Here is a 23,147-nt window from a genome sequence, read left to right as displayed (position 1 = left end):
TGGCGCAGGAAGTGGCGGCCAAGGGCGTGACGGTGAACACCGTGAGCCCGGGCTACATCGCCACGGACATGGTCAAGGCCATCCGCCAGGACGTGCTGGACAAGATCATCGCCACCATTCCCATCCGTCGCCTGGGTACGCCGGAGGAGATCGCCTCCATCGTCGCCTGGCTGGCCGGCGAGGAGTCGGGCTTCACCACCGGTGCCGACTTCAGCTGCAACGGCGGCCTGCACATGGGCTGAGGCCCGCGGCTCCATGCCCACCTGCGTGGGCATGGACGGGCCGAAGGACCCGAGCTCTGCGAGGGTGCGGCCTGCAAGGCTGAGGCCTGCTGCGCCGCGTGCCCGCGAGGGCACGTGCCGAAGCACCAAAAGGCCGCGCATTGCGCGGCCTTTTCCTTTCTGGATCGGTGCGGACGGGTGCCGCGTCAGGCAGGGCAGGGCCCCCGGGCCTTCACTCCACCATGCCCGACATGAAGTACTTGATCAGCCCCTTGGCCGCGAAGCCCAGCATGCCGAAGCCCAGCGCCAGGAACAGCACGAAGGTGCCGAACTTGCCGGCCTTCGACTCGCGCGCGAGCTGAAAGATGATGAATGCCATGTAGAGCATGAAGGCCGTGACGCCGACGGTCAGGCCCAGCTGGGCAATGTTTTCCTCGTTGATTTCGAACATCGTTTGTTGTCTCAGGCTGCTGCCACGCGGCTGACGTGCTCGCCGCGCGGCCGGGCCCCAACTGCCCGCAGCGGTTCTCGATCAGGTTCTCAAGGCATCTCGTGCCACTGGGAGGTGTCCACCAGGTCGCGGTAGGCGTGCCAGCTCGAATGCGCCAGCCACGGCACTACCACGATCAGGCCCAGCAGCAGCGTGGCCATGCCCAGCAGCGTCAGCGCCATGATCAGCGCCGCCCACAGCGCCAGCGGCAGTGGGTGCTGCATCACCACGCGCCAGCTCGTGAGCACCGCCACCAGCACGCCCACGTGGCGGTCCAGCAGCATCGGGATCGCCACCACCGAGGAGGCGAACACCGGCGCCGCCAGCACGCCGCCCAGCAGCAGCCAGGCTTCGAAGAGCTTGCCTTCATCGGCCAGCACCACGTGGCGCAGGAAGTCCTGCGGCGTGTGTACCGCCGCAGGGGCGAAGGCCAGGATGAAGGAGGTGGAAGTCATCACCCAGCCCGTGCCCGCGAAGGCCAGCAGGATGCCGAACACGATCAGCCGCCCGTCGTCGGGCTTCCACGCCCGCAGCGCGGTGCCCAGCGTCGCGGGCTGGCGCTTGGTGTGCAGCGCGCGGCTGACGGCATACAAGCCCGTGGCCAGCAGCGGCGCCACCAGCAGGAAGCCGGAGAAGGCCCCGGCCAGCAGCCACACGTGCCCCTGCGCCAGCACCGCCAGCAGGGCGCCGAACAGGGCCATGGCCACCCCGTGCACCAGGCCTGGAATGGGCGCATGCACCAGGTCCTGCCAGCCGCGCGCCAGCCAGCCCAGCGGGCGCAGCACGGGGATGGGCCGCACGCCGAAACGGCGGGACTGTTCTATGGCGGGTTCAGTGGTTCGCATGCGTGGAGAGGCGACTGTCGCCGAAGTGGGCACACCCCACTTTAAGCCGCCTCAAGCCTGCGACAGCAGCTCGCGCGCGGCCGCCTGCAGGCTGTCGTTGCCTCCGTCACGCAGCACGAGGCGCGGTGCCTGCGCCAGGTGGAGAAAGTGCTTGTCCATGGAGCGCAGGTACAGCGGGTCGTAGTGCTCGCGCATCATCTCGGCGAAGACCTCGGCCCAGGCGCCGGCGCGCGCCTGGCGCTGCCAGCGCTGCACCGTTTCGCGCCCACGCAGCTCCACCAGGCCGCCGATGAGGCGGCAGAAGCGCTCGGGGTCGGCGGCGAAGAAGCCGTAGTCCTCCAGCAGCAGCGTCACGCGCGCGTCCTCGCCCATGTCCACCACGGTGCAGTGGCCGTGCTCGCGCAGCCGCAGGATCAGCGCATCGGGCACGCGCACGCTGCCCACCTTCTGGCTCTCGCTCTCCACGAACACCGGCCGCGCTGGGTCCAGCGCGCGCAGCGCCTGCCACAGCAGGGTGTCGAAGCGCTTCTGCGGCGGCTGCGGCTTGTCGGGCAGACCGCCCAGCACGGAGCCGCGGTGGCAGGCGAGGGCTTCAAGGTCCAGCACCTGCGCGCCCTGGTCGCGCAGCGCCTGCAGCAGCCGCGTCTTGCCGCTGCCCGTGCGCCCGGCCAGCACGCGGAAGTCGAAGCGCGCGGGCAGCTGCTCCAGGTCCTCGCGCACGAGGGCGCGGAAGGCCTTGTAGCCGCCGGCGAGCTGGAAGGTGCGGAAGCCGATCTGCGACAGGAACCACGCGAGGCTCCCCGAGCGCTGCCCGCCGCGCCAGCAGTACACCAGCGGGCGCCACTCGCGCGGCTTGTCGCCCACGTGGCGCTCGATGTGCTGCGCGACGTTCTTGGCCACCAGCGCGGCGCCGACCTTGCGCGCCTGCAGTGCCGAGATCTGCTTGTAGAGCGTGCCCACCAGGCGGCGTTCGCCGTCGTCGAGCACGGGCCAGTTCAGGGCGTCGGGCAGGAAATCCTCGGCGAACTCGCCGGGCGAGCGCGCGTCGATGACGCTGTCGAACTCGCCCAGCCGGTCGACGGCCTCGCGGGCCTCCACGATGGTCAGGGACATGGCGGTAAGGGACTCTTTCGTTTCCCGTTCGCCCTGAGCTTGTCGAAGGGTCCGCGGCGGGTTGGCGCGGCGAGGCTTCGGCGGGCCCAGCCCGAACGGTGCATTGCTAAGTGGGCAGCGGTGCCGCGGCGTCCAGCAGCTCGCTTTCGATCTGCAGCTGCTTGCGTGAGTGCTGCAGCTCCGGGCCGTCCACGAGGAAGGTGTCTTCCACGCGCTCGCCCAGGGTGCTGATCTTGGCCAGCTGCAGGTTCACGTGGTGTGCCGCCAGCACGCGGGCGATGGCGTAGAGCAGGCCCGAGCGGTCGCTGGTGCTCACGCTCAGCAGCCAGCGCTGGGCGCGCTCGTCCGGGCGCAGCGACACGCGCGGCATCACGGGGAAGGATTTCACCCGGCGCGACACCCGCCCGCGGCTGGGGTCGGGCAGCGGACCGCTGGCGTGCAGCGCCGCCGAGAGCTGGTTTTCCACCAGGGCGGTGAGGTCGCGGTAGCTGGCCGAGCCGGGCTCGTCCAGGCGCGGGTGCACGACCTGGAAGGTGTCCAGCGCGTAGCCGCTGCGCGTGGTGTGCACCTTGGCGTCCTGGATGTTGAAGCCCGCGCCGTCGAAGTAGCCGCACAGCCGGGCGAAGAGGTCCGGCTTGTCCGGCGCGTACACCAGCACCTGCAGGCCTTCGCCAATCGGGGAGGGCCGTGCGCGTACCACGGGCGTGGGGCTGTCCACGTAGCGCCACAGCGCGCGCGCGTGCCAGGCGATCTCGGCGGGGTCGTGGCGCGCGAAGTAGCTGACTTCCAGCGTCTTCCACAGCGGCCCCTCGGTGCCGGGCAGCTGCGAGGCCAGCGCCAGCAGCGAGCGCGCCTCGGCCTTGCGGGACTCGATCTCGGCCTCCTGGCAGGGCTTGGCGCCGCCCAGGGCGCGCAGTGCCAGGCGGTACAGGTCTTCCAGCAGTTTGCCCTTCCAGGCATTCCAGACCTTGGGCCCGGTGCCGCGGATGTCGGCCACCGTCAGCAGGTACAGCGCGGTGAGCGTGCGCTCGTCGGCCACCTTGCTCGTGAAGGCGTGGATGACCTCGGGGTCGGAGAGATCTTCCTTCTGCGCCGTGCGGCTCATGGTCAGGTGCTCGGCGACCAGGAATTCGCACAGCTGCGCGTCTTCCTTGGACACGCCGTGGTCGCGGCAGAAGCGCCGCACCTCCGCCGCGCCCAGCGTGGAGTGGTCGCCGCCGCGGCCCTTGGCCACGTCGTGGAACAGCGCGGCGATGTAGAGCACCCAGGGCCGCTCGAACTGCAGCGCCAGCTGCGAGCAGAAGGGGTACTCGTGCGCGTGCTCCGGCATGAAGAAGCGCCGGACGTTGCGCAGCACCATCAGGATGTGCTGGTCCACGGTGTAGACGTGGAACAGGTCGTGCTGCATCTGGCCCACGATCTTGCGGAACACCCACAAGTAGCGCCCAAGCACCGAGCTCTGGTTCATGAGCCGCAGGGTGCGGGTCTGCCCTTCGGGCGCCTGCAGGATCTGCAGGAAGGTGGCGCGGTTGGCGGGGTCGCGCCGGAAGTGGCCGTCCATCAGGCCGCGCGCGTTGTAGAGCGCGCGCCAGGTGCGCGCCGACAGGCCCTTGATGCCGACCTCGCGCTGGAACACTGCGAAGGTCTGCAGGATGGCGCGCGGGTCGCGCTCGTAGAGCTCGTCGCTGGCCACTTCCAGCATGCCCGCGCGCTCCAGGAAGCGGTCGTCGATGGGGCGCATTGGCGCGTCGCGCGAGCCCTGGATCTGCTCCTCCATGTTGAGCAGCACGATCTGGTTGAGCTGCACCACGGCCTTGGCGGCCCAGTAGTAGCGGCGCATCAGCGACTCGGAGGCGCGCTGCGTGCGCGTGCCGCGGTGCCCGAAGCTCTCGGCCACGGCGGTCTGCAGGTCGAACACCAGCCGGTCCTCGCGCCGGCCCGCCACCACGTGCAGCCGGGCGCGGATGAGCTTCAGCGTGCCTTCGTTGCGCTGCAGCTGCAGCGCCTCGAAGGGCGTGACCAGGCCGTTGGCGGCCATGGCGCGCCAGTTCTTGCCCAGCCCGGCACCCAGCGCCACCCAGCGCAGCACCTGCAGGTCGCGCAGGCCGCCGGGACTTTCCTTGCAGTTGGGCTCCAGCGCGTAGGGCGTGTCCTCGTACTTGACGTGGCGCTGGCGCATTTCCAGCGTCTTGGCGCGCAGGAAGGCCTTGGGGTCCACCGCGGCCTCGCTGGCCTTGCGGAACTGGTCGAAGAGTTTCTTCGGCCCGCACACCAGCCGCGCTTCCAGCAGCGAGGTCTGCACCGTCACGTCGCGCCGGGCTTCGTCCACGCACTCGTCGAGGGTGCGCACCGAGGAGCCGATCTCCAGCCCGATGTCCCAGCAGGCGGTGATGAAGCTCTCGATGGCGGAGCGCAGCGCCTGCATCGGGCTGCAGTCCGCCGTGGCGGAGGGCTCCTCGCACACCGTGCAGCCGTTGGGCAGCAGCAGCAGCACGTCCACGTCGGAGTAGGGGAAGAGCTCGCCGCGGCCGTAGCCGCCCACGGCCACCAGCGCGGCGTCCTCGGGCAGGCCGCAGTGCTGCCACAGCGCCTGCAGCGACGCGTCCACGTGGCGCGCGAGCCCGTGCAGCAGCCGCGTCGTGGCCGGCACGCTGGGGTGCGTGTCGCGGAAGGCCTGGATCAGCGCGGCCTTGCCGCTGCGGAATTGCTGGCGCAGCGTCGCCAGATCGCCCGGGGCCGGGCTCAAGGTCGCGGACATGGGATCGGCAGAAAAGAGCGACGGAACGCGGCGGTGCCGGTCAGGCGGCAGCCGCGGGCTGCTTGACGAAGGCCGGCGGGGGCGGGGTGCCGGCGGACAGCGTCAGGATCTCGTAACCGGTGTCGGTCACCAGGATGGTGTGCTCCCACTGCGCGGACAGCGAGCGGTCCTTGGTGACGATGGTCCAGCCGTCGTACTTGCCGCCCTTGCGGTCCTCTTTGATCTCGCGCCGGCCGGCGTTGATCATGGGCTCGATGGTGAACACCATCCCCGGCACCAGTTCCTCCAGCGTGCCCGGGCGCCCGTAGTGCAGCACCTGGGGCTCCTCGTGGAAGCGCTGGCCGATGCCGTGGCCGCAGAACTCGCGCACCACCGAGAAGCCCTGGCTCTCGGCGAACATCTGGATGGCGTGGCCGATGTCGCCCAGCCGCGCGCCCGGACGCACCTTCTCGATGCCCTTCCACATCGCCTCGTAGGTGATGGTGCACAGCCGCCGCGCGGCGATGCTGCCGTCGCCGACGATGTACATGCGGCTGGTGTCGCCGTGCCAGCCGTCCTTGATGACGGTGACGTCGATGTTGACGATGTCGCCCACCTTCAGCGCCCGCTCGCCGGGCACGCCGTGGCAGACCTGCTCGTTGATCGAGGTGCAGACCGACTTGGGGTAGGGCGGGTAGCCGTTGGGCTGGTAGTTCAGCGGCGCGGGGATGGCCTGCTGCTCGTTCACGATGTAGTCATGCGCCAGCTTGTCGAGCTCGGCGGTGGTGATGCCGGGCCGCACGTGCGGGGTGAGCATGTCCAGCACTTCGGCCGCCAACCGGCCGGCGACGCGCATGCCTTCGACGTCGGCAGCGCTCTTGATGGAGATCGTCATGGGGGAATTATCTCACCCCCCTCTAAAATCACGGGTTTGCACGCATCTGCCGCCATTTGGTGCGCAGGTGCAGCCCCCATGGCGTCCATCTTTGGACGCGCCTGACGCGAGCTCCCCAGCGTGACCAGCAAACACCTGTTTTCCTTCGAGGGCGGCAATGCCCTGTCGTCCTTCCGCGCCCAGGCGCTGCTGCAGCGGCTTCAAGCCGTCAGCGCCCGCATCACGGGCGTGAGCGCACGCTACGTGCACTGGGCCTGGGCCGATGCGCCGCTGTCGACCGAAGCGCAGTCCAAGCTGGGCGCGCTGCTGGACTACGGCAGCCCCTACGCCGGCGAGACTGCCGGCGCCCTGGTGGTGGTGATGCCGCGCCTGGGCACCGTCTCGCCCTGGGCCTCCAAGGCCACCGACATCGCGCACAACTGCGGCATCGGCATCCATCGCGTGGAGCGGGTGACGGAGTACCGCCTCACGCTCAAGAGCGGGCTGCTGGGCGGCGTCAAGCCGCTGGAGTCGCGCGAGCTGCAGGAAGCGGCGCTGCTGCTGCACGACCGCATGACCGAGAGCGTGGCCTTCGAGCGCGAGGCCGCGGCGCACCTGTTTGACGAGCGCGAGGCGGAGCCGCTGGCGCATGTGGACGTGCTGGGCCGCGGCCGTGCGGCGCTGGAGCAGGCCAACACCGAGTTCGGCCTGGCGCTGTCCGAGGACGAGATCGACTACCTCGTCAACGCCTTCACCGGGCTGCAGCGCAACCCCAGCGACGTCGAGCTGATGATGTTCGCGCAGGCCAACTCCGAGCACTGCCGCCACAAGATCTTCAACGCGGAATTCATCATCGACGGCCAGCCGCAGCCGCTGTCGATGTTCGGGATGATCCGCAACACCGAGAAGGCCAACCCCCAGCACAGCATCGTCGCCTACAGCGACAACGCCGCCGTGATGGAAGGCGGCCCCGTGGAGCGCTGGCTGCCCGAGGGCTTCACCAACGCCCCGCGCTACGGCGCGCGCCAGGAAACGGCGCACGTGCTGATGAAGGTGGAGACGCACAACCACCCGACCGCCATCTCCCCGTTCCCGGGTGCCTCTACCGGCGCCGGCGGCGAGATCCGCGACGAGGGCGCCACCGGCCGCGGCGCGCGCCCCAAGGCGGGCCTCACGGGCTTCTCGGTGTCGAACCTGCACCTGCCCGGCACGAACGAGCCCTGGGAGCAGGACCCGGTGGGCAAGCCCGAGCACATCGCCAGCGCGCTGCAGATCATGACCGAGGGCCCGCTGGGTGGCGCCGCGTTCAACAACGAGTTCGGCCGGCCCGCCCTGGGCGGCTACTTCCGCGTCTACGAGCAGACCGTGGACGGCGTGCGCCGCGGCTACCACAAGCCGATCATGATCGCCGGCGGCCTGGGCACCATCAGCGACGGGCAGACGCACAAGCTGCCCTTCGGCGCCGGCACGCTGCTGGTGCAGCTGGGCGGCCCGGGCATGCGCATCGGCATGGGCGGCGGTGCCGCCAGCTCCATGGCCGCTGGCACCAACACCGCGGCGCTGGACTTCGACTCGGTGCAGCGCGGCAACCCGGAGATCGAGCGCCGGGCGCAGGAGGTCATCAACCACTGCTGGGCGCTGGGCGACAACAACCCGATCGTCGCCATCCACGACGTGGGCGCGGGCGGCATCTCCAACGCCTTCCCGGAGCTGGTGGACGGCGCGGGCAAGGGCGCAACCTTCGATCTGCGCAAGGTGCCGCTGGAGGAGTCCGGCCTGGCGCCCAAGGAGATCTGGTGCAACGAGAGCCAGGAGCGCTACGTCCTGGCGCTGAACCCGGACCTGCTGCCGCTGTTCGAGCAGATGTGCGAGCGCGAGCGCTGCCCCTTCGCCATCGTGGGCGTCACCACGGACGACCGTGAGCTGGTCCTGGAAGACGGCCCCGGCGGCGAGCGCGCCATCGACATGCCCATGGACGTGCTGCTGGGCAAGCCGCCCAAGATGCAGCGCAACGTGCAGCGCGTGCAGCGCCAGGGCGCGCCGCTGGACCTCTCCGCCGCGACGCTCGAGCAGGCCGCCTTCGACGTGCTGCGCCATCCGACGGTGGCGTCCAAGCGCTTCCTGATCACCATCGGCGACCGCACCGTGGGCGGCCTGTCGCACCGCGACCAGATGGTCGGTCCCTGGCAGGTGCCGGTGGCCGACTGCGCCGTGACCCTGGCCGACTACGCCGGCCTGCGCGGCGAGGCCATGAGCATGGGCGAGCGCACGCCGCTGGCCGCCGTGGACGCGCCCGCCTCGGGCCGCATGGCCGTGGCCGAAGCCGTGCTGAACCTGCTGGCCGCGCCCATCGAGCTGGAGCGCGTGAAGCTCAGCTGCAACTGGATGGCCGCCTGCGGCGAGCCTGGCGAGGACGCCGCCCTCTACGACACCGTCAAGGCCGTGGGCATGGAGATCTGCCCGCAGCTGGGCATCGGCGTGCCGGTGGGCAAGGACAGCCTCTCGATGCGCACGCGCTGGAGCGACGGCGGTGAAGCGAAGCAGGTGGTGGCGCCGGTGTCGCTGATTGTCTCGGCCTTCGCCACGCTGGACGACGTGCGCGGCACGCTCACGCCGCAGCTGCAGGACGGCGAGAGCACGCTGATCCTGGTCGACCTGTCCGAGGGCAAGGCGCGCATGGGCGGCTCGATCCTGGCGCAGACGCTGCGCCAGTTCGGCGACGCGGTACCCGACCTCGACGACCCGCAGCGCCTGAAGGCGCTGGTGCAGGCCGTCAACCGCCTGCGCGCCGAGGGCAAGCTGCTCGCGTACCACGACCGCAGCGACGGCGGCCTGTGGGCCGCGGCCTGCGAGATGGCCTTCGCCGGCCACCGCGGCGTCAGCCTGAACGTGGACCTGCTGGTCACCGAGGGCGACGGCATCAGCGACAGCCGCGCCGACCACGGCGACGCCAAGAACTGGGCTACGCACGTGAGCGCGCGCCGCAACGAGCTCACGCTCAAGGCGCTGTTCAACGAGGAGCCCGGCGTGCTGCTGCAGGTGCGTCGTGGCGAGCGCGACGCCGTCATCGCCGTGCTGCGCGAGTTCGGCCTGAGCCGCCACAGCCACGTGGTGGGCACGCCCAACGACCGCGGCGTGATGGAGGTCTGGCGCGACACCAAGACCGTGTTCTCCGCCCCGCTGCGTGACCTGCACCAGGCCTGGGACGAGGTGAGCTGGCGCATCGCCCAGCAGCGCGACAACCCGGCCTGCGCCGACGCCGAGCACGCCGCCGCCGGCGCGCAGGACGACCCGGGCCTGCAGCTGCAGCTGAGCTTCGACCCGGCCGAGGACATCGCCGCGCCGTTCCTGAACCGCGGCGCGGCTCCGAAGGTGGCGATCCTGCGCGAGCAGGGCGTGAACTCGCAGGTGGAGATGAGCTACGCGGTGGCGCACGCCGGCTTCGAGAGCTACGACGTGCACATGAGCGACCTGCTGGCGGGCCGCACCCGGCTGGACCAGTACCAGGCCTTCATCGCCTGCGGCGGCTTCAGCTACGGCGACACGCTGGGCGCGGGCGAGGGCTGGGCGCGGACCATCATGTTCCACCCCGAGCTGGCCGAGCAGTTCGCCGCGTTCTTCGGGCGCAGCGACACCTTCGCGCTGGGCGTGTGCAACGGCTGCCAGATGCTGGCGGCGCTGGCGCCGATCATCCCGGGTGCGCAGGCCTGGCCGAAGTTCACGCGCAACAAGAGCGAGCAGTTCGAGGCGCGTCTGAGCCTGGTGGAGGTGCTGGAGAGCCCGTCCGTGTTCCTGCAGGGCATGGCCGGCAGCCGCATGCCCATCGCCGTGTCGCACGGCGAGGGCTTCGCCGACTTCTCGCAGCGCGGCGACGCCGGCGCGGTGGTGCGCGCGCTGCGCTTCGTGGACCACCACGGCCAGCCCACCGAGCAGTACCCCTTCAACCCCAACGGCAGCCCTGGCGGCCTGACGGGCGTGACCACGGCCGACGGCCGCTTCACGGCGCTGATGCCGCACCCCGAGCGCGTGTTCCGCAACGCGCAGATGAGCTGGAGCGGTGCGGGCGTCGAGGGCTTCAGCCCCTGGATGCGCATGTTCCGCAACGCGCGCAAGTGGGTGGGCTGATTCCCGCCTGAAGATCGGCGCGGACGGTGCTCGCGAGGGCGCCGTCCCCGCCGTTTTCCGGACACCCGCGGCGGCCACAATCCAGCTTCGACCCTGTGCTGGAACTGCCGCCATGACCGAATCCGCTTCTCCCGCCGTGCAGGCCGTGCGTCCCGACCGCGAGGTCATGACCACGCAGCGCCTGCCGTACTTCACCGGCCTGTCGGGCCAGACCGTGGGTGCCACCGGGCTGGCGATGCACTTGGTGGTGATCCCGCCCGGCGCCTGCTCGGAGCCGCACGTGCACCTGGGCTACGAGACCGGCATCTACGTGCTGGAAGGCCGCGTGGAGACGCGCTGGGGCGAGCGGCTGGAGCACTCGGTGGTGAGCGAGGCGGGCGAATTCCTGTTCGTGCCGCCGGGCGTGCCGCACCAAGCCGTCAACCTGAGCCCCGACACGCCCGCCCGCGCCGTGGTGGCGCGCAACGACCCGGCGGAAGCCGACAAGGTGCAGCCCTGGCCGCCCGCCCAAACCTGAGATTCATGGACGCCGAAACCGACCGCCGCCTCGAAGCCCTGGAGATCAAGGCCAGCTTCGCCGACGACCTGCTGGAAGAGCTCAACCGCACCGTGGCGCGGCAGCAGATGCAGATCCAGCACCTGATGCAGCAGCTGCGCGCGCTGCAAGAGCAGCTGCCCGCCGTGGGCACGCAACGCAGCCTGCGCGACGAGTTGCCGCCCCACTACTGAGGCGCGACCCGCGCAGGGGACGGGCACCCTGGCGTGCCCTCAGCACGCCCCTGAACGCAATCCGGGTTTCCTGGCTTGGGCCGGCGCGAAGCTTGCCCCCAGGCTTGCGCGCGGCGGCGGCCCGGGGGCTGCCGCATGACCACGGGAGCCCTGCCATGAAACCCATTGCCTCGATCCTGCTGCACTTGGATGCCGCACCCCAGAGCCGCGACCGCCTCACCCTGGCGTGCCGGCTGGCCCAGCGCCTGGATGCCGGACTGCTGGCGCTGTATGCCGCCGCGCCCAGCGGCACCAGCCTCATGCCGCTGCCCATGGGCGGCGGCGGGCTGACCATGCAGGACGTGCAGCGAGACGAAGCGCGCCGCGCGCAGGCGCGCGCCTGGTTCGAGGAGGCGGCGGCCACGGGCCAGCCCCGGCTCAACTGGTCCGAGCTGCAGGCCATCGCCCCGGCCGCCGAGGCGTTCTCGCGCCAGGCGCTGCTGCACGACCTGGTCGTCATCGGCCAGCACGATCCCGACAGCGCCGACGACGCCGGTGTCGCGCCGGACTTCGCCGAGGAGGTGGTGATCGACAGCGGCCGCCCGGCGCTGCTGGTGCCCTTCGCAGGCCGCTACCACGACGTGGGCCGGCGCGTGCTGGTGGCCTGGAAGGCGTCGCGCGAGGCCGCGCGGGCGCTGTCCGCGGCGCTGGCGCTGCTGCAGCCGGGGGCCGAGGTGCACGTGGTGTCCTGGGGCAGCGACCCGTCCGAGCTGCGGCCGTTGCTGCAGCACCACGGCATCGAGGCGGAGTTCCATGCCGAGGGCGGCGACGAAGGGCAGGTGGGCGAGCTGCTGCTGTCGCGTGCGGCGGACCTGGGCTCGGACCTGATCGTCATGGGCTGCTACGGCCGCAGCCGCACCCGCGAGCGGCTGCTGGGCGGCGCCAGCCGCTCGGTGTTCGGCGCCATGACGATGCCGGTGCTGATGTCGCACTGAGCGTGCTGCGCGGCGGCTGCGCGGGCGTCGCGCTCAGGCCCGCCGCGGCGCCGCGCGCACCACGTCGCGCACGTAGGGCCAGTAGGGGTGCGCTTCGGACATCCCCGGCGTGCCGGCCCAGCCGGGCGGTCCCAGCGGGCCGGGGCAGAACCACTCATCGACCACCGTCGCCTGCTGCTCCAGGTTCAGCGGCGGCCAAGGCGGCGCAAGCTGCGCCGGGGGCCGGTAGAAGGCATGGCCGGCCCAGGGCCCGGCCAGCAGCCGCCGGCCCAGCCGTGGGAAGTATTCGCCGTGGGCCAACTGCCAGGCGTGGGCCAGCTCGTGGATGAACAGCTTCCCGGCGCCGGGGTAGCCGGGACAGCGGAAGGCGATCGGATCCTCGTACGCGCCGCGGCCCAGGTTCACCAGGATCTGGCCGTCGATGGCCGGGACCACGAAGCAGCTGCCGCCCAGCCCGGCCAGGTCCGTGATCACGATCCGTGCTGAAGCCGGCAGGGAAAGGCCGAAAACCTGGGCTGCGAAGTCCTGTTCCCGCGCCGTCATCGGCCGGTGACGGATGAGACGCCTCGCGGCCGCCAGCCCCGCGACGGCCACCGGCGCCGCCACGCCCGGGCCGGCCAGCAGCAGCGCGCAGCCACCCGCCAGCACGCCCAGGGTGGCGCCGGGCCCGGCCAGCCATGGGGCCAGGGCGCGGCGGAGCCTGCCGGGTGGCTGCATCAACCTATCGGGCAGGGTTGCCGCTTTCCCGGTTCATCCGTCACGGTGGGCACGCGGGCTGGGTGCCGGCGCGTCAACGAGGGCCGTCCCGGCTCAGTTCCGGTCGGCACGTGCCGGGCGCGAGGTCTGGGCGGCGCCGGAATCCATGGTGGCGGCCGAGCCGGTGCCCGCGCCCGTGGTGCTGCGGGTCGAGCCCGTGGCGCTGCTGGTGTCGCGGTCGCGTCCGGGGGTCACCGCGTCGGCCGTGGCATTGGCCGCGCGGCGCGCCTTGTCGGCCGCGGACTCGTCGGTGCGGGTCACGGTGGCGGTATCCGAGCGCGGAACGGCTTCCTTCATGGCCTCCCGGGCTTCGGACGGCGTGACGCCCACGGTGCTGTCGGGCGTTGTCGTGGTGTTCTGGGCAAAGGCCGTCACTGAAAAGGCGGCCAGGGTAAGCGCGAAGAGGCGGTTGCGGTTCGTGGGCATGGTGCTGTCCTTGTGAAAGAGGGTTCCCTCCCAGTGAGGCAACCCGCATGCCCCGGCCGCCGCCCCGCGGCAGCGCCAGCCGTCCGCGTGCCTAGATGCCCGTCATGCCCGGCCTGTCGGCGAAATTTACACAGTTGCAATTCCACCGAGTCAAGGGAGTCGTAAGTTCTTGACTTTCAAGGAACGTGTGCGGCTGGCCCAAGCCTTGCATCCGGGCCCGGCTCACGACAAGCCCCGCTGTACGGGGAAGGCTCCATGCGTCAACTCATCGCCTGCTGCTGGCGGGCATCGCGAGCGTCACGTGCATGACGGCGCAGTCCGCCGTGGTGCTGAACGGCACGGTCCGGGATTTCTGTGCGCCGAGCACGGCCTCGTGCACGCACTGGACATCGCTTCCAAGCCGGTGCCGGAGCCTTCGGGCCTGGCTCTGGCCGGTATCGCCCTGGGAGGGGTTTTTGCGACGCGTCGGCAGCCAAGCTGCTCGCGCGCAAAAGACATAAAAAGAAATGATGGTTGATTCAGGCGCCCACGGGCGCCCGTACTGATACCAGACTCAAGAACAAGAATTGGGCGCCGGCCTCTAAAACCGGCGCTATTTTTTTGCCTGGCGAATTTGAGACGCCAGCCTGACATTCAGCGCGCCGCCGGCCGCGTCCGGTAGAACACCATCGGCTCCGCCTTGAGGCGGGCCTTCTTCGCCGCCTTGGCCTGCTGCAGCACGTTCTTCTTGATGCGGCCCACCACGTGCATCTCGCAGGGCTTGCAGTCGAAGCGCAGCGTCAGCACCTCGTCGCCGTGCGTGATGGTCAGCGGCTCGGCGCGCACCGTGCCCTGCACGCCCGTCACGCCCTTGGCCTGCTTCGGGCACAGGCTCAAGCTGAAGCGCACGCAGTGCTTGGTGATCATCAGGCTCGCCTCGCCCAGCGCCTCGTGGCTCTCGTAGGCCGCCTCCACCAGCTTCACGCCGTGCTTGACGTAGAAGTCGTGCGCCTTGCGGTTGTAGACGTTGGCCAGGTAGCTCAGCGTGTCCTCGGGGTAGGGCACCGGCGGCGACACCGGCTCGGCCGGCAGCAGCCGCTCGCGGCAGGCCTCGCGCTCCGTCTCCAGCGCCGCCACGGCGTCGCGGCGCAGCGCATTGGTGAAACCCGCCGGCACGAACCACGGGTGCGACAGCCGCAGCGTGAGCTCGCGCGGTTCGAAAATCGTCGTGCCCAGCTTGGCCAGCTGTTCGCGCAGCTGCGGCTCCACGCGCTCCGCGTGCTGCGTGCGCTCGTGCGCATGGGCGGCCTCGACGCGGGCGTAGTGCCCGTCCTCGTCCGTGAGCGAGAGCGCGAAGCCCTCCGGCGTCTCCTCGAAGTGCAGGTCCACTGCGATGCGCCGGTCCGCCGACTTCTTCTTCAGCTGCCGCTCCCAGGCCATGTCGCGGTTGCGCAGCAGCACCGTGTCGCGCTTGAGGTCCTTGAGCGCGGCCACCGGCTCCTTGGGGAAGGCGCGCCAGCGCCGGCCCGCCTCGTCCAGCGCCTCCACGGTGTTGACCTGCACCCCCTGCAGCTCCTGCTGCAGGTCGAACCAGGTGATGGAGTCCCCGTTGTTGAGCGCGCCCACGCCCTCGTCGAGCACGACCTCGACGTGGTCCTGGCCCAGCTTCGTCACGTAGCCCAGCGGCAGCCCGGCGTGCTTGGGCGTGTCGAAGGCGCCGATGTCCTCCTGGCGGCCGTTGACGAAGTAGTCGGTGGCGCCGCGGTTGAAGTTACGGTCCGGGTCCGGCTCGAAGAAGAACGTGGTGCGCCCGCTGGAAGCGCGCGACAGCGCCGGGCGCTGCTCCAGCACCGCGTCGAGCAGCTGGCGGTAGTGGGCGGTGATGTTCTTCACGTAGCCCATGTCCTTGTAGCGGCCCTCGATCTTGAAGCTGCGCACGCCCGCGTCCACCAGCGCGGCGAGGTTGGCGGACTGGTTGTTGTCCTTCATCGAGAGCACGTGCTTGTCGTGCGCCACGATGCGGCCCTGCGTGTCCGTCACGGTGTAGGGGAGGCGGCAGGCCTGCGAGCAGTCGCCGCGGTTGGCGCTGCGGCCGGTGAAGGCATGGCTGACGTAGCACTGGCCGCTGTAGGCCACGCACAGCGCGCCGTGGATGAAGAACTCCACCACCGTTTGCGGCGGCAGCGCGTCGGCCACGGCGCGGATCTGCGGCAGCGTGAGCTCGCGCGCCAGCACGATCTGCGCGAAGCCCGATTCGGCCAGGAACTTCGCCTTCTCCACGCTGCGGATGTCGCACTGGGTGCTGGCATGCAGCTGCAGCGGCGGCAGGTCCAGCTCCAGCAGGCCCATGTCCTGCACGATCAGCGCATCGGCGCCGGCGTGGTAGACGTCCCAGGCCATGCGCCGCGCGCCTTCGAGCTCGTCGTCGCGCAGGATGGTGTTGAGGGTGATGAACACCTTGGCGCCGAAGCGGTGGGCGTGCTTGGCGAGCCGCTCGATGTCCTGCACCGGGTTGCCGGCCGAGGCGCGGGCGCCGAAGCCCGGGCCGCCGATGTAGACGGCATCGGCCCCATGGTTCACGGCCTCGATGCCGATGTCGGCGTCGCGGGTCGGGGAGAGGAGTTCGAGTTGACGGGATCGGTGCTGCGCGCTCATGGGCGCGCATGGTAGCGGCGGGGAAAGGGAATCCCGCGTCGGGGGGGTCACCCCGCCTGCTGCCCCAGCTTCTCCAGCTTCTTGAGCCAGTCGGCGCGCTGCCTGTCGGAAAGCTCCCCGATGCGCCCGATCAGCGTCTCGTGGATGGGCGCGATGCCCACGAAGCCGAGGATGTTGCGCTCCAGCGACTTCAGGCTGTGGGCGCGGAAGTAGAAGCGGTAGATCAGCGCCGGCATGCCCATGGTCACCACCACGCGCGCGGAGCGGCCGGTGAGGCCCTTGTTGGCCAGCGGGTTCTTGCCCTCCGGGTGGAAGGCGAAGCCCGGCCGCGCCACCTGCTCCAGGAAGCCCTTGAGCAGCGCCGGCACGCCGCCCAGCCACAGCGGGAAGAAGATCACCAGGTGCTGCGCCCAGCCGATGGCGTGCTGCGCCTCCACCAGCCCCGGCGGCACCGGTCCGTGCATCCACTGCTCGGGGCTGCGCAGCAGCGGGAAGTCCAGCTTCGCCACGTCGATGCGCCGCACGTCGTGGCCATGGTCCTCGGCGCCTCGGCCGTAGGCGTCGGCCAGGGCGTGGTTGAAGTGCGGCTGGCTGGCGTCCGGGTGGCCTTGGAGGATCAGGATGCGTGTCATGGCGTGATGCTCTCAGCGTTCTCTTCGGTCGGGGCTGTCTGTCGTCAAGGCGCGCGGGCGGGCGTCTCCCGGGTCAGCTCTCGCCCGTGGCCAGCCGCACGCTGACCTGGCGCGTGCGGCCCGCACGCCACACGCTCAGCGTCACGGTGTCGCCGCCCTGGAAGCGCTCCAGCTCGTTGAGCAGGTCGTCGAAGTCCGCCACCGGCTCGCCGTTGACGGCGGTGATCACGTCGCCGGACTCGATACCGCCGTCGCGCGCTCGGGCAAAGGCCTGCAGCCCCGCGCGCTGCGCCGGGCCGCCCGGGCTCACGCGCAGCAGCGCCACGCCCTTGGGCAGCTTCAGGGCCGTGGTCAGCTGCTGGGTGCCGGCGGCGATGCCCAGCGTGGGCCGCACGATGCGCCCGTCGCGGATGAGCCGCGGCACCACGCGGTTGACCTCGTCCACCGGGATGGCGAAGCCGATGCCCGAAGAGCCGCCGCTGGGGCTGTAGATGGCGGTGTTGACGCCGATGAGCCGCCCGGCCGAGTCGAGCAGCGGGCCGCCGGAGTTGCCGGGGTTGATGGCGGCGTCGGTCTGGATCACGCCGCGGATGCTGCGCCGCGTCACCGACTCGATCTCGCGGTTGAGCGCGCTGACGATGCCGGTGGTCATGGTCTGGTCCAGCCCGAAGGGGTTGCCGATCGCATAGACCTTCTGCCCGACCTGCAGATCGCGGCTGCTGCCCATGGGAATGGGCGTGAGCTTCGCCTTGGCGTCGATGCGCAGCACCGCCAGGTCGCGGTCGGGGAAGGCGCCCACCAGCTCGGCGCGGTAGCTGGACTGGTCGGCCAGCGTCACGCGCGCGGCGCTGGCCTCCTGGATGACGTGGAAGTTGGTGACGATGTGCCCGGCCTCGTCCCATACGAAGCCCGTGCCCGTGCCGTTGGGCACCTGCGAGACGTTGGGCGAGAACAGGTCGCGCTGCAGCGCCAGGCTGGTGATGTTCACCACCGAGGGCGACACGCGCTTGAACACGTCGATGTGGTTGCGCTCGTCGGCATCCAGCGGGCCGCGCGGCGTCACGGCGCGCGGCTGCGCGGGGGATCGGTTCTGGGCCGCAGCGGGGGCTGGCAGCGCGGCGCCCAGCAGGGCGGCGGCCAGCAGCAGGCAGGGCAGGGAGCCGGGGCGGCGGACCGCGGCGGCGGGTCGGTGCGGCGTCATGTGCAACGAGTCGTGTACGGCAGAGCGGCGATCATAAGGAGGCGCCCGCTACGATCCCCGCCATGCCGCCGTCCCACCGCCTTGACCGTTTCGAGCGCCTCGATGCCCTGCGCGGCCTCGCCATGTTCTGGATGGCGGCCTTCCACTTCTGCTTCGACCTGAACTTCTACCGGCTGCTGTCGCCGCCGCAGAACTTCTACCAGGACCCGTTCTGGACCCTGCAGCGCACGGCGATCGTGAGCCTGTTCCTGCTGTGCGCGGGCCTGTCGCAGGCGCTGGCGCACGAGGCGGGGCAGGGCGGGCGGCGCTTCTGGAAGCGCTGGGTGCAGATTGCTGGCTGCGCGCTGCTGGTGTCGGCCGGCTCGTGGTTCATGTTCCCGCGCAGCTGGATCTCGTTCGGCGTGCTGCACGGCATGGCGCTGATGCTGATCCTGGCGCGGGTGCTGGCGCCGCTGGGCCGCGGGCTGTGGCCGCTGGCGCTGGTGGCGCTGCTGCTGCCGCATGGGGTGCAGCACCCGGTGTTCGACAGCCGCTGGCTGAACTGGACCGGGCTGGTCACGCGCAAGCCGATCACCGAGGACTTCGTGCCGGTGCTGCCCTGGCTGGGCGTGATGCTGCTGGGCCTGGCCGCGGGCCAGTGGCTGCTGGCGCACCGGCGCGCGGTGCTGGGCGGCGCGCTGCCGCGGGTGCTGGCACCGCTGGCCACGCTGGGGCGCTGGCCGCTGAGCTTCTACATGCTGCACCAGCCGGTGCTCATCGGGCTGATCCTGCTGGCGAAGCAGTTGGGCTGAAGAGGCTCGGCTCGGCCTGTGCGGCTGGCTGGGGACGTTCTTGACGGCTCGGCGGTGAGCTGATCAGGGCCGCCCGTCACTTCGTCATCCCTGCGAAGGCGCAGTGCTGTCCGGGGAAAGTCGAGGCCTTCCTGCAGGACGAAGTACGGGGGGCCGCCTCTTCACTTCGTCATTCCCGCGCAGGCGCACTGCTGTCCGGGGAAAGCCGAGGCATTTCTGCAGGACGGAGTACGGGTGGCCGCTCCACTGCTTCGTCATTCCCGCGCAGGCGGGAATCCAGGTGGCCCCACGTCAGCACGGAGCCTGGGCGCTGCGAACCACGACCCAAGCCCCGGTGTTCAAACCGATCGGCTTGCGGCAGTTGGGGGCCGCCTGGACTCCCGCCTGCGCGGGAGTGACGAATCAGTGTGCGAAGCGGCTCGGCTTGCGCGATCCCGACCGACCGCCGGCTCCCCGTCAGCCGCCCGCGTTAGGCTTGCGCCCTTTTTTGCCGAGGCCGGCCCTGCGGCCCCGGCGCGGTACCGAGCAAGACTACGCATGAACGACGATCTGAACGCCTCCAAGAAGGCGACCCCGGGGCGCGGCGGCCTGCTGCCGCGCTGGGCCTGCCTGGCGCTGGCCGCGATGTGCGCGGGGCTGGGCGGCTGGGCCAGCGTGGTGACGCTGCGCTACTTCGAGTTCGGCGCCCGCGCGCTGGAGGCCGACGAGGCCGCGCGCGCCTTGGCCAGCACCACGGCGCTGCTGCTGGTGGTGCTGGAGATGGCGGCTTTCGCGCTGGCCGCGCTGCTGCCGCGCCAGCGCCTGCGCGCGCAGCGCTGGAGCCTGGCGGTGCTGGCCGTTTCGGTGCTGGCCTTCGAGTGCCTGACCATCGTGCTGGTGCAGCAGGGCATCGCGCGCGCCGCGGACGTGGGCGCCGAGGCGCGCCAGCAGCGCGTCATCGAGCTGCGCGCCTCCATCGCCGCGCTGCGCGCCACCGCCGAGGAGCTGCGCAACGCCGCCGCCGCGTCCTCGCAGTCGAAGGTGCTGGCCTCGCACCAGTCGGCCGCCGAGTCGCTGGGTACGGCGCTGGACACCGAGCGGCTGGTGCAGGCGCGCACGGCCGAGCTGGCCGAGCTGCAGGCCGCCCTGCGGCCGACCACGACGCAGATCCTGGGCGAGCAGGGCGCCCTGGCTTACTCCGTCACGCGCGGCCTGCTGGTGTCGGTGGCGGGGCTGGTGCTGTTCGGCGCGGCCGGATCGCTGCTGCGCGCGGCGGGCGAGGGCGCAGCGCCGGCCGGCGTGTCCGCGGCGGTGGCGCCTGTGTCCGCGCCTGCCGTGCCGGACGTGTCCAGGGCTGTGTCCGGCGTGTCCGTGCCGGTGGCGCCGGTGCGCATCGGCGCCTCCTTCGCGCTGGCCGCGGTGCCGCTGGCGGCGGGGGCGACGGTGCCGCTGCAGGTGGTGCCTGGCGGGAATCCGCGAGCTTTTACACAGGGCGGCTGGATGCCGTCGCCGGCAATGAAGCCGGCTGCCGCACCGCTGCCGGGCGGCGATCTCGGCGTGCCCGGGGGTGTGGCTGAGGAGCGTGTGGCGGACGTGCCTGGTGGGGCTGCGGGCGTGTCCGCTGATGTGTTCGATGGGGTGGTGGGTGTGTCCGCCGCCGTGCGCGAGGCGGCCTGCGCGGTGTCGGCGGCGGTGGCCGGGGACGGGGTGGAGGCGGTCGAACCGCCTTCGGCACCGGTGCCGGCACCGGACGAACCGGCGGCCTCTGGGGCCGAGGACGCGCCCTTGCCGGCGGCGGACGGTGCCGGTGCCGATGCGCGCCTGGAGCGCGTTCGCGCCGGCGTGCGGGACGGCTCCATCGCGCCGAGCATCCGGGGCGTGCAGGCGGCGGTGCGCTGCGGGGCGCCGATGGTGCGGCGCTACCTGGCGCAGCTGGAGGCCGAGGGGCTGATCCGGCGCACGGAGCGGGGCTACGAGCGGGTGGTGGCAGAGGCGGCAGAAGCGGCTGTGAGCTGATCCGCGTCCCTCGCCGACGCGTCATGCGGTCGCCAGACGCTGGTTGCGCGGGCGACGGCGGCTCCGGGCCGCTGCGGACCCGGCGGCGATAATCCCGGCAATGAGTTCCGCCAAGCTGCTATTCGGCTTCCATGCCGTCACGGTGCGTCTGAAGACCGCCCCCCAGTCCATCACCGAGATCCATGTCGACGCCACGCGGCGCGACGCGCGCATGCGCCAGTTCGTGGAGCGCGCCAAGGAGGCGGGCGCCAAGCTGATCGACAGCGACGACGAGCGCCTGTCCAAGCTGTGCGGCACGCACCGGCACCAGGGCGTGGTGGCGCGGGTGCAGGCGCTGGCGCAGCAGCACTCGCTGGACGACGTGCTCGACGAGGTGGAGGGCCCGCCGCTGCTGCTGGTGCTCGACGGCGTGACCGATCCGCACAACCTGGGCGCCTGCCTGCGCGTGGCCGACGGTGCCGGCGCGCACGCGGTGGTCGCCCCCAAGGACCACGCGGTGGGCCTCAACGCCACGGTGGCCAAGGTCGCCAGCGGCGCGGCCGAGACGGTGCCGTACCTGATGGTCACGAACCTCGCGCGCAGCCTCAACGAGCTCAAGGAACGCAACATCTGGGTGGTCGGCACGGCGGAGGACGCCGAGAAGTCCATCTACGACGTGGACTTCAAGGGCCCGGTGGCGCTGGTGCTGGGTGCCGAGGGCCCGGGCATGCGCCAGCTCACGCGCAAGACCTGCGACGAGCTGGTGCGCATCCCGATGCAAGGGGCCGTCGAGAGCCTGAACGTGTCGGTGGCCGCTGCCGTGTGCCTGTACGAGGCGCGGCGCCAGCGCGGCGCCTGAGCCGGAAAGCCGCTCCATGGACGCCCGCACCGCCCGCGACGTGTCCGACCTGCGCGAGCGCCTGGGCGCGGCTCGCAAGGTGTGCGTGCTGACAGGGGCGGGCATGTCGGCCGAGAGCGGCATTCCCACCTTCCGCGACGCGCAGAGCGGCCTGTGGTCGAAGCTCGACCCGATGCAGCTCGCCAGCGAGGCGGGTTTCCGGGCCGATCCGCGGCTGGTGTGGGACTGGTACGCCGAGCGGCGCGAGGGCGTGCGCCGGGCGCAGCCCAATGCGGGCCACGAGGCGCTGGCCGGCTACGAGCGCCGCCACCCGGGCCGGCTGACGCTGGTGACGCAGAACGTGGACGACCTGCACCAGCGCGCCGGCAGCCGCGGTGTGCTGCGGCTGCACGGGGACATCCTGCTCGACCGCTGGCTGGAGCACTGCCCGCACCAGCCCTCGCTGACCGACACCGCCGGGGCCATCCCTGGCCGTCCGCCGAAGTGCCCGTCCTGCGGCAACCTGGTGCGCCCGGGCGTGGTGTGGTTCGGGGAGATGCTGCCCGAGGGCGCGATGGAGACGGCGGAGCGCGCGGCCTTCGAGTGCGACGTGATGCTGGTCGTGGGCACCTCCGGCGCCGTGTGGCCGGCCGCCGGGCTGGCGCAGGTGGCGCGCGAGGCGGGGGCGCACGTGGCGATCCTCAATCCGCAGGCCAGCGCGATCGACGACCAGGCGCATGTGTGCCTGCGGGGGACGGCGGCGGGGGTGCTGCCGGGGGTGTTGAAGGGGGTTTGAGCTGGGGCGGGTATTGATCGCCTCCAAACCCGACAGGTAACCAGAATGAGTTCGGACGATGTTAGCCAGTAACAAGGATCGAGCCGACTCTTGGCCTCGGCTTTTTGCCAGGCATCAACAGCTTGAGTCCGTGTTGGGCAATGGCGTTCCGGCGCTGAATCAGGTGGCGGTCTGCCAACTGCTGTTTGGAGTTGGTGGGGGTCTGAATTTTTCGGCAGACTTGCTCGGTGAAATCAAGGCCCTTCCCAAGCGCTGGCAGGAGAAAGGCCTGACGCAAGTGCAATTGCGTTTCGGCCTGACGTTGATCTTGCCACCACGCATCCAGGGAACCCCTCTGATTTCCAGTGAATGCGAAATCCGGTTTGCCGAAAATTTCGTAAGCATTCGGGCTTTGGATACCTCCTGGTCCTTGGAAGGCGAGGCGTTTCTGGAGAGCGTGCATGCCGTGCCCTATGAGGAGCAGGGGCCTGGGCATGGCGTCTCCTGGTTTTCAGTGCAGTATCGCGGTTGATATGAGAAATCTGTGAATGGATGTGGTGTTTGCCAGGTTGTTGTTGCTATTTTCGGTAAATTTCTGGCATGACACTGCAGAACGCATCAGTAATTTGTTTGCTATTATTTTAGGACTTACGCAAAAGTTTGATAGAAAATCATAGAAATCCCATGAATTAATTTCAACTTGAACTTCTTGAAAGCATAGATCATAGTTTTGTCTTTCACTAGGCGGCGACATGAATCCATCCCGCGTGGACTACTGTCAGTTCCTGTTATCGAGTCAGGTCAACTTCACCTTGACGCACTATGCCGAGCATCATGCCCACTTCAGCCATGACGCCCTCAATCGGTATTTGAACGGCGAGCGCATCACATCACGCATCATTTGGGAAAACATTCGGCCGCACGTGATTCCCAGCGCTCATGGCTATCTGATTTTTGACGATACCGTACTCGACAAGTCTTATTCGCATCGCATCGAGTTGGTAAGGAGCCA

At 70.5% G+C, this 23,147-nt stretch carries 21 protein-coding genes and 1 pseudogene; 12 read left to right on the top strand and 10 right to left on the bottom strand.

What is annotated here, in order from left to right:
• Nucleotides 1-242, top strand: a 242-nt coding sequence (locus H537_RS0116350) for an SDR family oxidoreductase (protein WP_028998750.1), incomplete at its 5' end; no start/stop codon positions are given.
• Nucleotides 243-453: 211 nt separating this feature from the next.
• On the opposite strand, the gene H537_RS0116345 is transcribed toward H537_RS0116350, so the two are convergent.
• The 5 genes from H537_RS0116345 to map form a co-directional block, all read right to left on the bottom strand.
• Nucleotides 454-672: a DUF2788 domain-containing protein gene (locus H537_RS0116345; RefSeq protein WP_028998749.1), complete on the bottom strand. Its 219-nt coding sequence runs from the start codon at nucleotides 670-672 to the stop codon at nucleotides 454-456.
• A gap of 89 nt (nucleotides 673-761) precedes the next feature.
• The gene (locus H537_RS0116340) at nucleotides 762-1,556 is read right to left on the bottom strand and encodes a DUF2189 domain-containing protein (RefSeq protein ID WP_028998748.1); all 795 of its coding nucleotides are present in this window, start codon (nucleotides 1,554-1,556) and stop codon (nucleotides 762-764) included.
• Nucleotides 1,557-1,607: 51 nt separating this feature from the next.
• Entirely contained in the window at nucleotides 1,608-2,669 is a 1,062-nt protein-coding gene (gene mnmH, locus H537_RS0116335) for a tRNA 2-selenouridine(34) synthase MnmH (RefSeq protein ID WP_028998747.1), read from the bottom strand.
• A 106-nt stretch (nucleotides 2,670-2,775) separates the two neighbouring features.
• Entirely contained in the window at nucleotides 2,776-5,427 is a 2,652-nt protein-coding gene (locus H537_RS0116330; RefSeq protein WP_028998746.1) for a [protein-PII] uridylyltransferase, read from the bottom strand.
• 40 nt (nucleotides 5,428-5,467) lie between these two features.
• Complete coding sequence (map, locus tag H537_RS0116325) at nucleotides 5,468-6,301, bottom strand: type I methionyl aminopeptidase (protein ID WP_028998745.1); 834 nt, start codon at nucleotides 6,299-6,301, stop codon at nucleotides 5,468-5,470.
• Nucleotides 6,302-6,421: 120 nt separating this feature from the next.
• On the opposite strand from map, the gene purL reads away from it, so the two are divergent.
• The 4 genes from purL to H537_RS0116305 all read left to right on the top strand — a co-directional run bounded on the left by purL (nucleotide 6,422) and on the right by H537_RS0116305 (nucleotide 12,108).
• Nucleotides 6,422-10,405 (top strand): phosphoribosylformylglycinamidine synthase, encoded by a 3,984-nt coding sequence (purL, locus tag H537_RS0116320; RefSeq protein ID WP_028998744.1) that lies wholly within the window; start codon nucleotides 6,422-6,424, stop codon nucleotides 10,403-10,405.
• A gap of 112 nt (nucleotides 10,406-10,517) precedes the next feature.
• A complete protein-coding gene (locus tag H537_RS0116315) occupies nucleotides 10,518-10,922 on the top strand; it encodes a cupin domain-containing protein (protein ID WP_028998743.1) in 405 nt (134 codons plus the stop codon).
• A 5-nt stretch (nucleotides 10,923-10,927) separates the two neighbouring features.
• On the top strand, nucleotides 10,928-11,134 hold the full coding sequence (locus H537_RS0116310; protein ID WP_028998742.1) for a SlyX family protein: 207 nt from the start codon (nucleotides 10,928-10,930) through the stop codon (nucleotides 11,132-11,134).
• A 155-nt stretch (nucleotides 11,135-11,289) separates the two neighbouring features.
• On the top strand, nucleotides 11,290-12,108 hold the full coding sequence (locus H537_RS0116305; RefSeq protein ID WP_028998741.1) for a universal stress protein: 819 nt from the start codon (nucleotides 11,290-11,292) through the stop codon (nucleotides 12,106-12,108).
• Between the two features lie 33 nt (nucleotides 12,109-12,141).
• On the opposite strand, the gene H537_RS49375 is transcribed toward H537_RS0116305, so the two are convergent.
• Nucleotides 12,142-12,825, bottom strand: a complete 684-nt coding sequence (locus H537_RS49375) for a hypothetical protein (RefSeq protein WP_028998740.1) — start codon at nucleotides 12,823-12,825, stop codon at nucleotides 12,142-12,144.
• Nucleotides 12,826-12,918: 93 nt separating this feature from the next.
• A complete protein-coding gene (locus H537_RS0116295; protein WP_028998739.1) occupies nucleotides 12,919-13,290 on the bottom strand; it encodes a hypothetical protein in 372 nt (123 codons plus the stop codon).
• 187 nt (nucleotides 13,291-13,477) lie between these two features.
• Here H537_RS0116295 and H537_RS56790 point away from each other — a divergent pair, with 187 nt between their 5' ends.
• Nucleotides 13,478-13,807, top strand: coding sequence for a PEP-CTERM sorting domain-containing protein (locus tag H537_RS56790; protein ID WP_375136328.1), 330 nt, complete (start codon nucleotides 13,478-13,480; stop codon nucleotides 13,805-13,807).
• 116 nt (nucleotides 13,808-13,923) lie between these two features.
• Here the strand turns inward: H537_RS56790 and H537_RS0116285 are convergent, their stop codons facing one another.
• The 3 genes from H537_RS0116285 to H537_RS0116275 all read right to left on the bottom strand — a co-directional run bounded on the left by H537_RS0116285 (nucleotide 13,924) and on the right by H537_RS0116275 (nucleotide 17,757).
• The gene (locus H537_RS0116285; RefSeq protein ID WP_028998738.1) at nucleotides 13,924-15,924 is read right to left on the bottom strand and encodes a peptidase U32 family protein; all 2,001 of its coding nucleotides are present in this window, start codon (nucleotides 15,922-15,924) and stop codon (nucleotides 13,924-13,926) included.
• 47 nt (nucleotides 15,925-15,971) lie between these two features.
• Nucleotides 15,972-16,556 (bottom strand): NAD(P)H-dependent oxidoreductase, encoded by a 585-nt coding sequence (locus H537_RS0116280; RefSeq protein WP_028998737.1) that lies wholly within the window; start codon nucleotides 16,554-16,556, stop codon nucleotides 15,972-15,974.
• A gap of 73 nt (nucleotides 16,557-16,629) precedes the next feature.
• Nucleotides 16,630-17,757: a S1C family serine protease gene (locus H537_RS0116275; protein WP_028998736.1), complete on the bottom strand. Its 1,128-nt coding sequence runs from the start codon at nucleotides 17,755-17,757 to the stop codon at nucleotides 16,630-16,632.
• A gap of 62 nt (nucleotides 17,758-17,819) precedes the next feature.
• Between H537_RS0116275 and H537_RS0116270 the strand changes: the two genes are divergently transcribed.
• The 6 genes and pseudogenes from H537_RS0116270 to H537_RS0116250 all read left to right on the top strand — a co-directional run.
• Entirely contained in the window at nucleotides 17,820-18,548 is a 729-nt protein-coding gene (locus H537_RS0116270; protein ID WP_043458996.1) for an acetyltransferase domain-containing protein, read from the top strand.
• 537 nt (nucleotides 18,549-19,085) lie between these two features.
• On the top strand, nucleotides 19,086-20,543 hold the full coding sequence (locus H537_RS0116265) for a hypothetical protein (RefSeq protein ID WP_028998734.1): 1,458 nt from the start codon (nucleotides 19,086-19,088) through the stop codon (nucleotides 20,541-20,543).
• 100 nt (nucleotides 20,544-20,643) lie between these two features.
• Nucleotides 20,644-21,381, top strand: coding sequence for a 23S rRNA (guanosine(2251)-2'-O)-methyltransferase RlmB (rlmB, locus tag H537_RS0116260; RefSeq protein WP_028998733.1), 738 nt, complete (start codon nucleotides 20,644-20,646; stop codon nucleotides 21,379-21,381).
• A gap of 16 nt (nucleotides 21,382-21,397) precedes the next feature.
• Nucleotides 21,398-22,156: an SIR2 family NAD-dependent protein deacylase gene (locus H537_RS0116255; protein WP_028998732.1), complete on the top strand. Its 759-nt coding sequence runs from the start codon at nucleotides 21,398-21,400 to the stop codon at nucleotides 22,154-22,156.
• A 133-nt stretch (nucleotides 22,157-22,289) separates the two neighbouring features.
• On the top strand, nucleotides 22,290-22,667 hold the full coding sequence (locus H537_RS52970) for a hypothetical protein (RefSeq protein WP_156901764.1): 378 nt from the start codon (nucleotides 22,290-22,292) through the stop codon (nucleotides 22,665-22,667).
• 220 nt (nucleotides 22,668-22,887) lie between these two features.
• Nucleotides 22,888-23,147 (top strand): annotated as a pseudogene (locus H537_RS0116250) (IS701 family transposase); the annotation flags it as partial.

It is taken from the genome of Azohydromonas australica DSM 1124, from assembly GCF_000430725.1.
Lineage (GTDB): Bacteria > Pseudomonadota > Gammaproteobacteria > Burkholderiales > Burkholderiaceae_C > Azohydromonas > Azohydromonas australica.
The sequence above is the reverse complement of the archived record's forward strand: the minus strand, read 5'-3'. Positions and strand labels throughout refer to the sequence as shown.

What these genes read in the sequence shown, in the direction of transcription:
- H537_RS0116345 (WP_028998749.1), bottom strand. Translation starts at nt 672, where the DNA reads ATGTTCGAAATCAACGAGGAAAACATTGCCCAGCTGGGCCTGACCGTC.
- H537_RS0116340 (WP_028998748.1), bottom strand. Translation starts at nt 1,556, where the DNA reads ATGCGAACCACTGAACCCGCCATAGAACAGTCCCGCCGTTTCGGCGTG.
- mnmH (WP_028998747.1), bottom strand. Translation starts at nt 2,669, where the DNA reads ATGTCCCTGACCATCGTGGAGGCCCGCGAGGCCGTCGACCGGCTGGGC.
- H537_RS0116330 (WP_028998746.1), bottom strand. Translation starts at nt 5,427, where the DNA reads ATGTCCGCGACCTTGAGCCCGGCCCCGGGCGATCTGGCGACGCTGCGC.
- map (WP_028998745.1), bottom strand. Translation starts at nt 6,301, where the DNA reads ATGACGATCTCCATCAAGAGCGCTGCCGACGTCGAAGGCATGCGCGTC.
- H537_RS0116315 (WP_028998743.1), top strand. Translation starts at nt 10,518, where the DNA reads ATGACCGAATCCGCTTCTCCCGCCGTGCAGGCCGTGCGTCCCGACCGC.
- H537_RS0116310 (WP_028998742.1), top strand. Translation starts at nt 10,928, where the DNA reads ATGGACGCCGAAACCGACCGCCGCCTCGAAGCCCTGGAGATCAAGGCC.
- H537_RS0116305 (WP_028998741.1), top strand. Translation starts at nt 11,290, where the DNA reads ATGAAACCCATTGCCTCGATCCTGCTGCACTTGGATGCCGCACCCCAG.
- H537_RS49375 (WP_028998740.1), bottom strand. Translation starts at nt 12,825, where the DNA reads ATGCAGCCACCCGGCAGGCTCCGCCGCGCCCTGGCCCCATGGCTGGCC.
- H537_RS0116295 (WP_028998739.1), bottom strand. Translation starts at nt 13,290, where the DNA reads ATGCCCACGAACCGCAACCGCCTCTTCGCGCTTACCCTGGCCGCCTTT.
- H537_RS0116285 (WP_028998738.1), bottom strand. Translation starts at nt 15,924, where the DNA reads ATGAGCGCGCAGCACCGATCCCGTCAACTCGAACTCCTCTCCCCGACC.
- H537_RS0116280 (WP_028998737.1), bottom strand. Translation starts at nt 16,556, where the DNA reads ATGACACGCATCCTGATCCTCCAAGGCCACCCGGACGCCAGCCAGCCG.
- H537_RS0116275 (WP_028998736.1), bottom strand. Translation starts at nt 17,757, where the DNA reads ATGACGCCGCACCGACCCGCCGCCGCGGTCCGCCGCCCCGGCTCCCTG.
- H537_RS0116270 (WP_043458996.1), top strand. Translation starts at nt 17,820, where the DNA reads ATGCCGCCGTCCCACCGCCTTGACCGTTTCGAGCGCCTCGATGCCCTG.
- H537_RS0116265 (WP_028998734.1), top strand. Translation starts at nt 19,086, where the DNA reads ATGAACGACGATCTGAACGCCTCCAAGAAGGCGACCCCGGGGCGCGGC.
- rlmB (WP_028998733.1), top strand. Translation starts at nt 20,644, where the DNA reads ATGAGTTCCGCCAAGCTGCTATTCGGCTTCCATGCCGTCACGGTGCGT.
- H537_RS0116255 (WP_028998732.1), top strand. Translation starts at nt 21,398, where the DNA reads ATGGACGCCCGCACCGCCCGCGACGTGTCCGACCTGCGCGAGCGCCTG.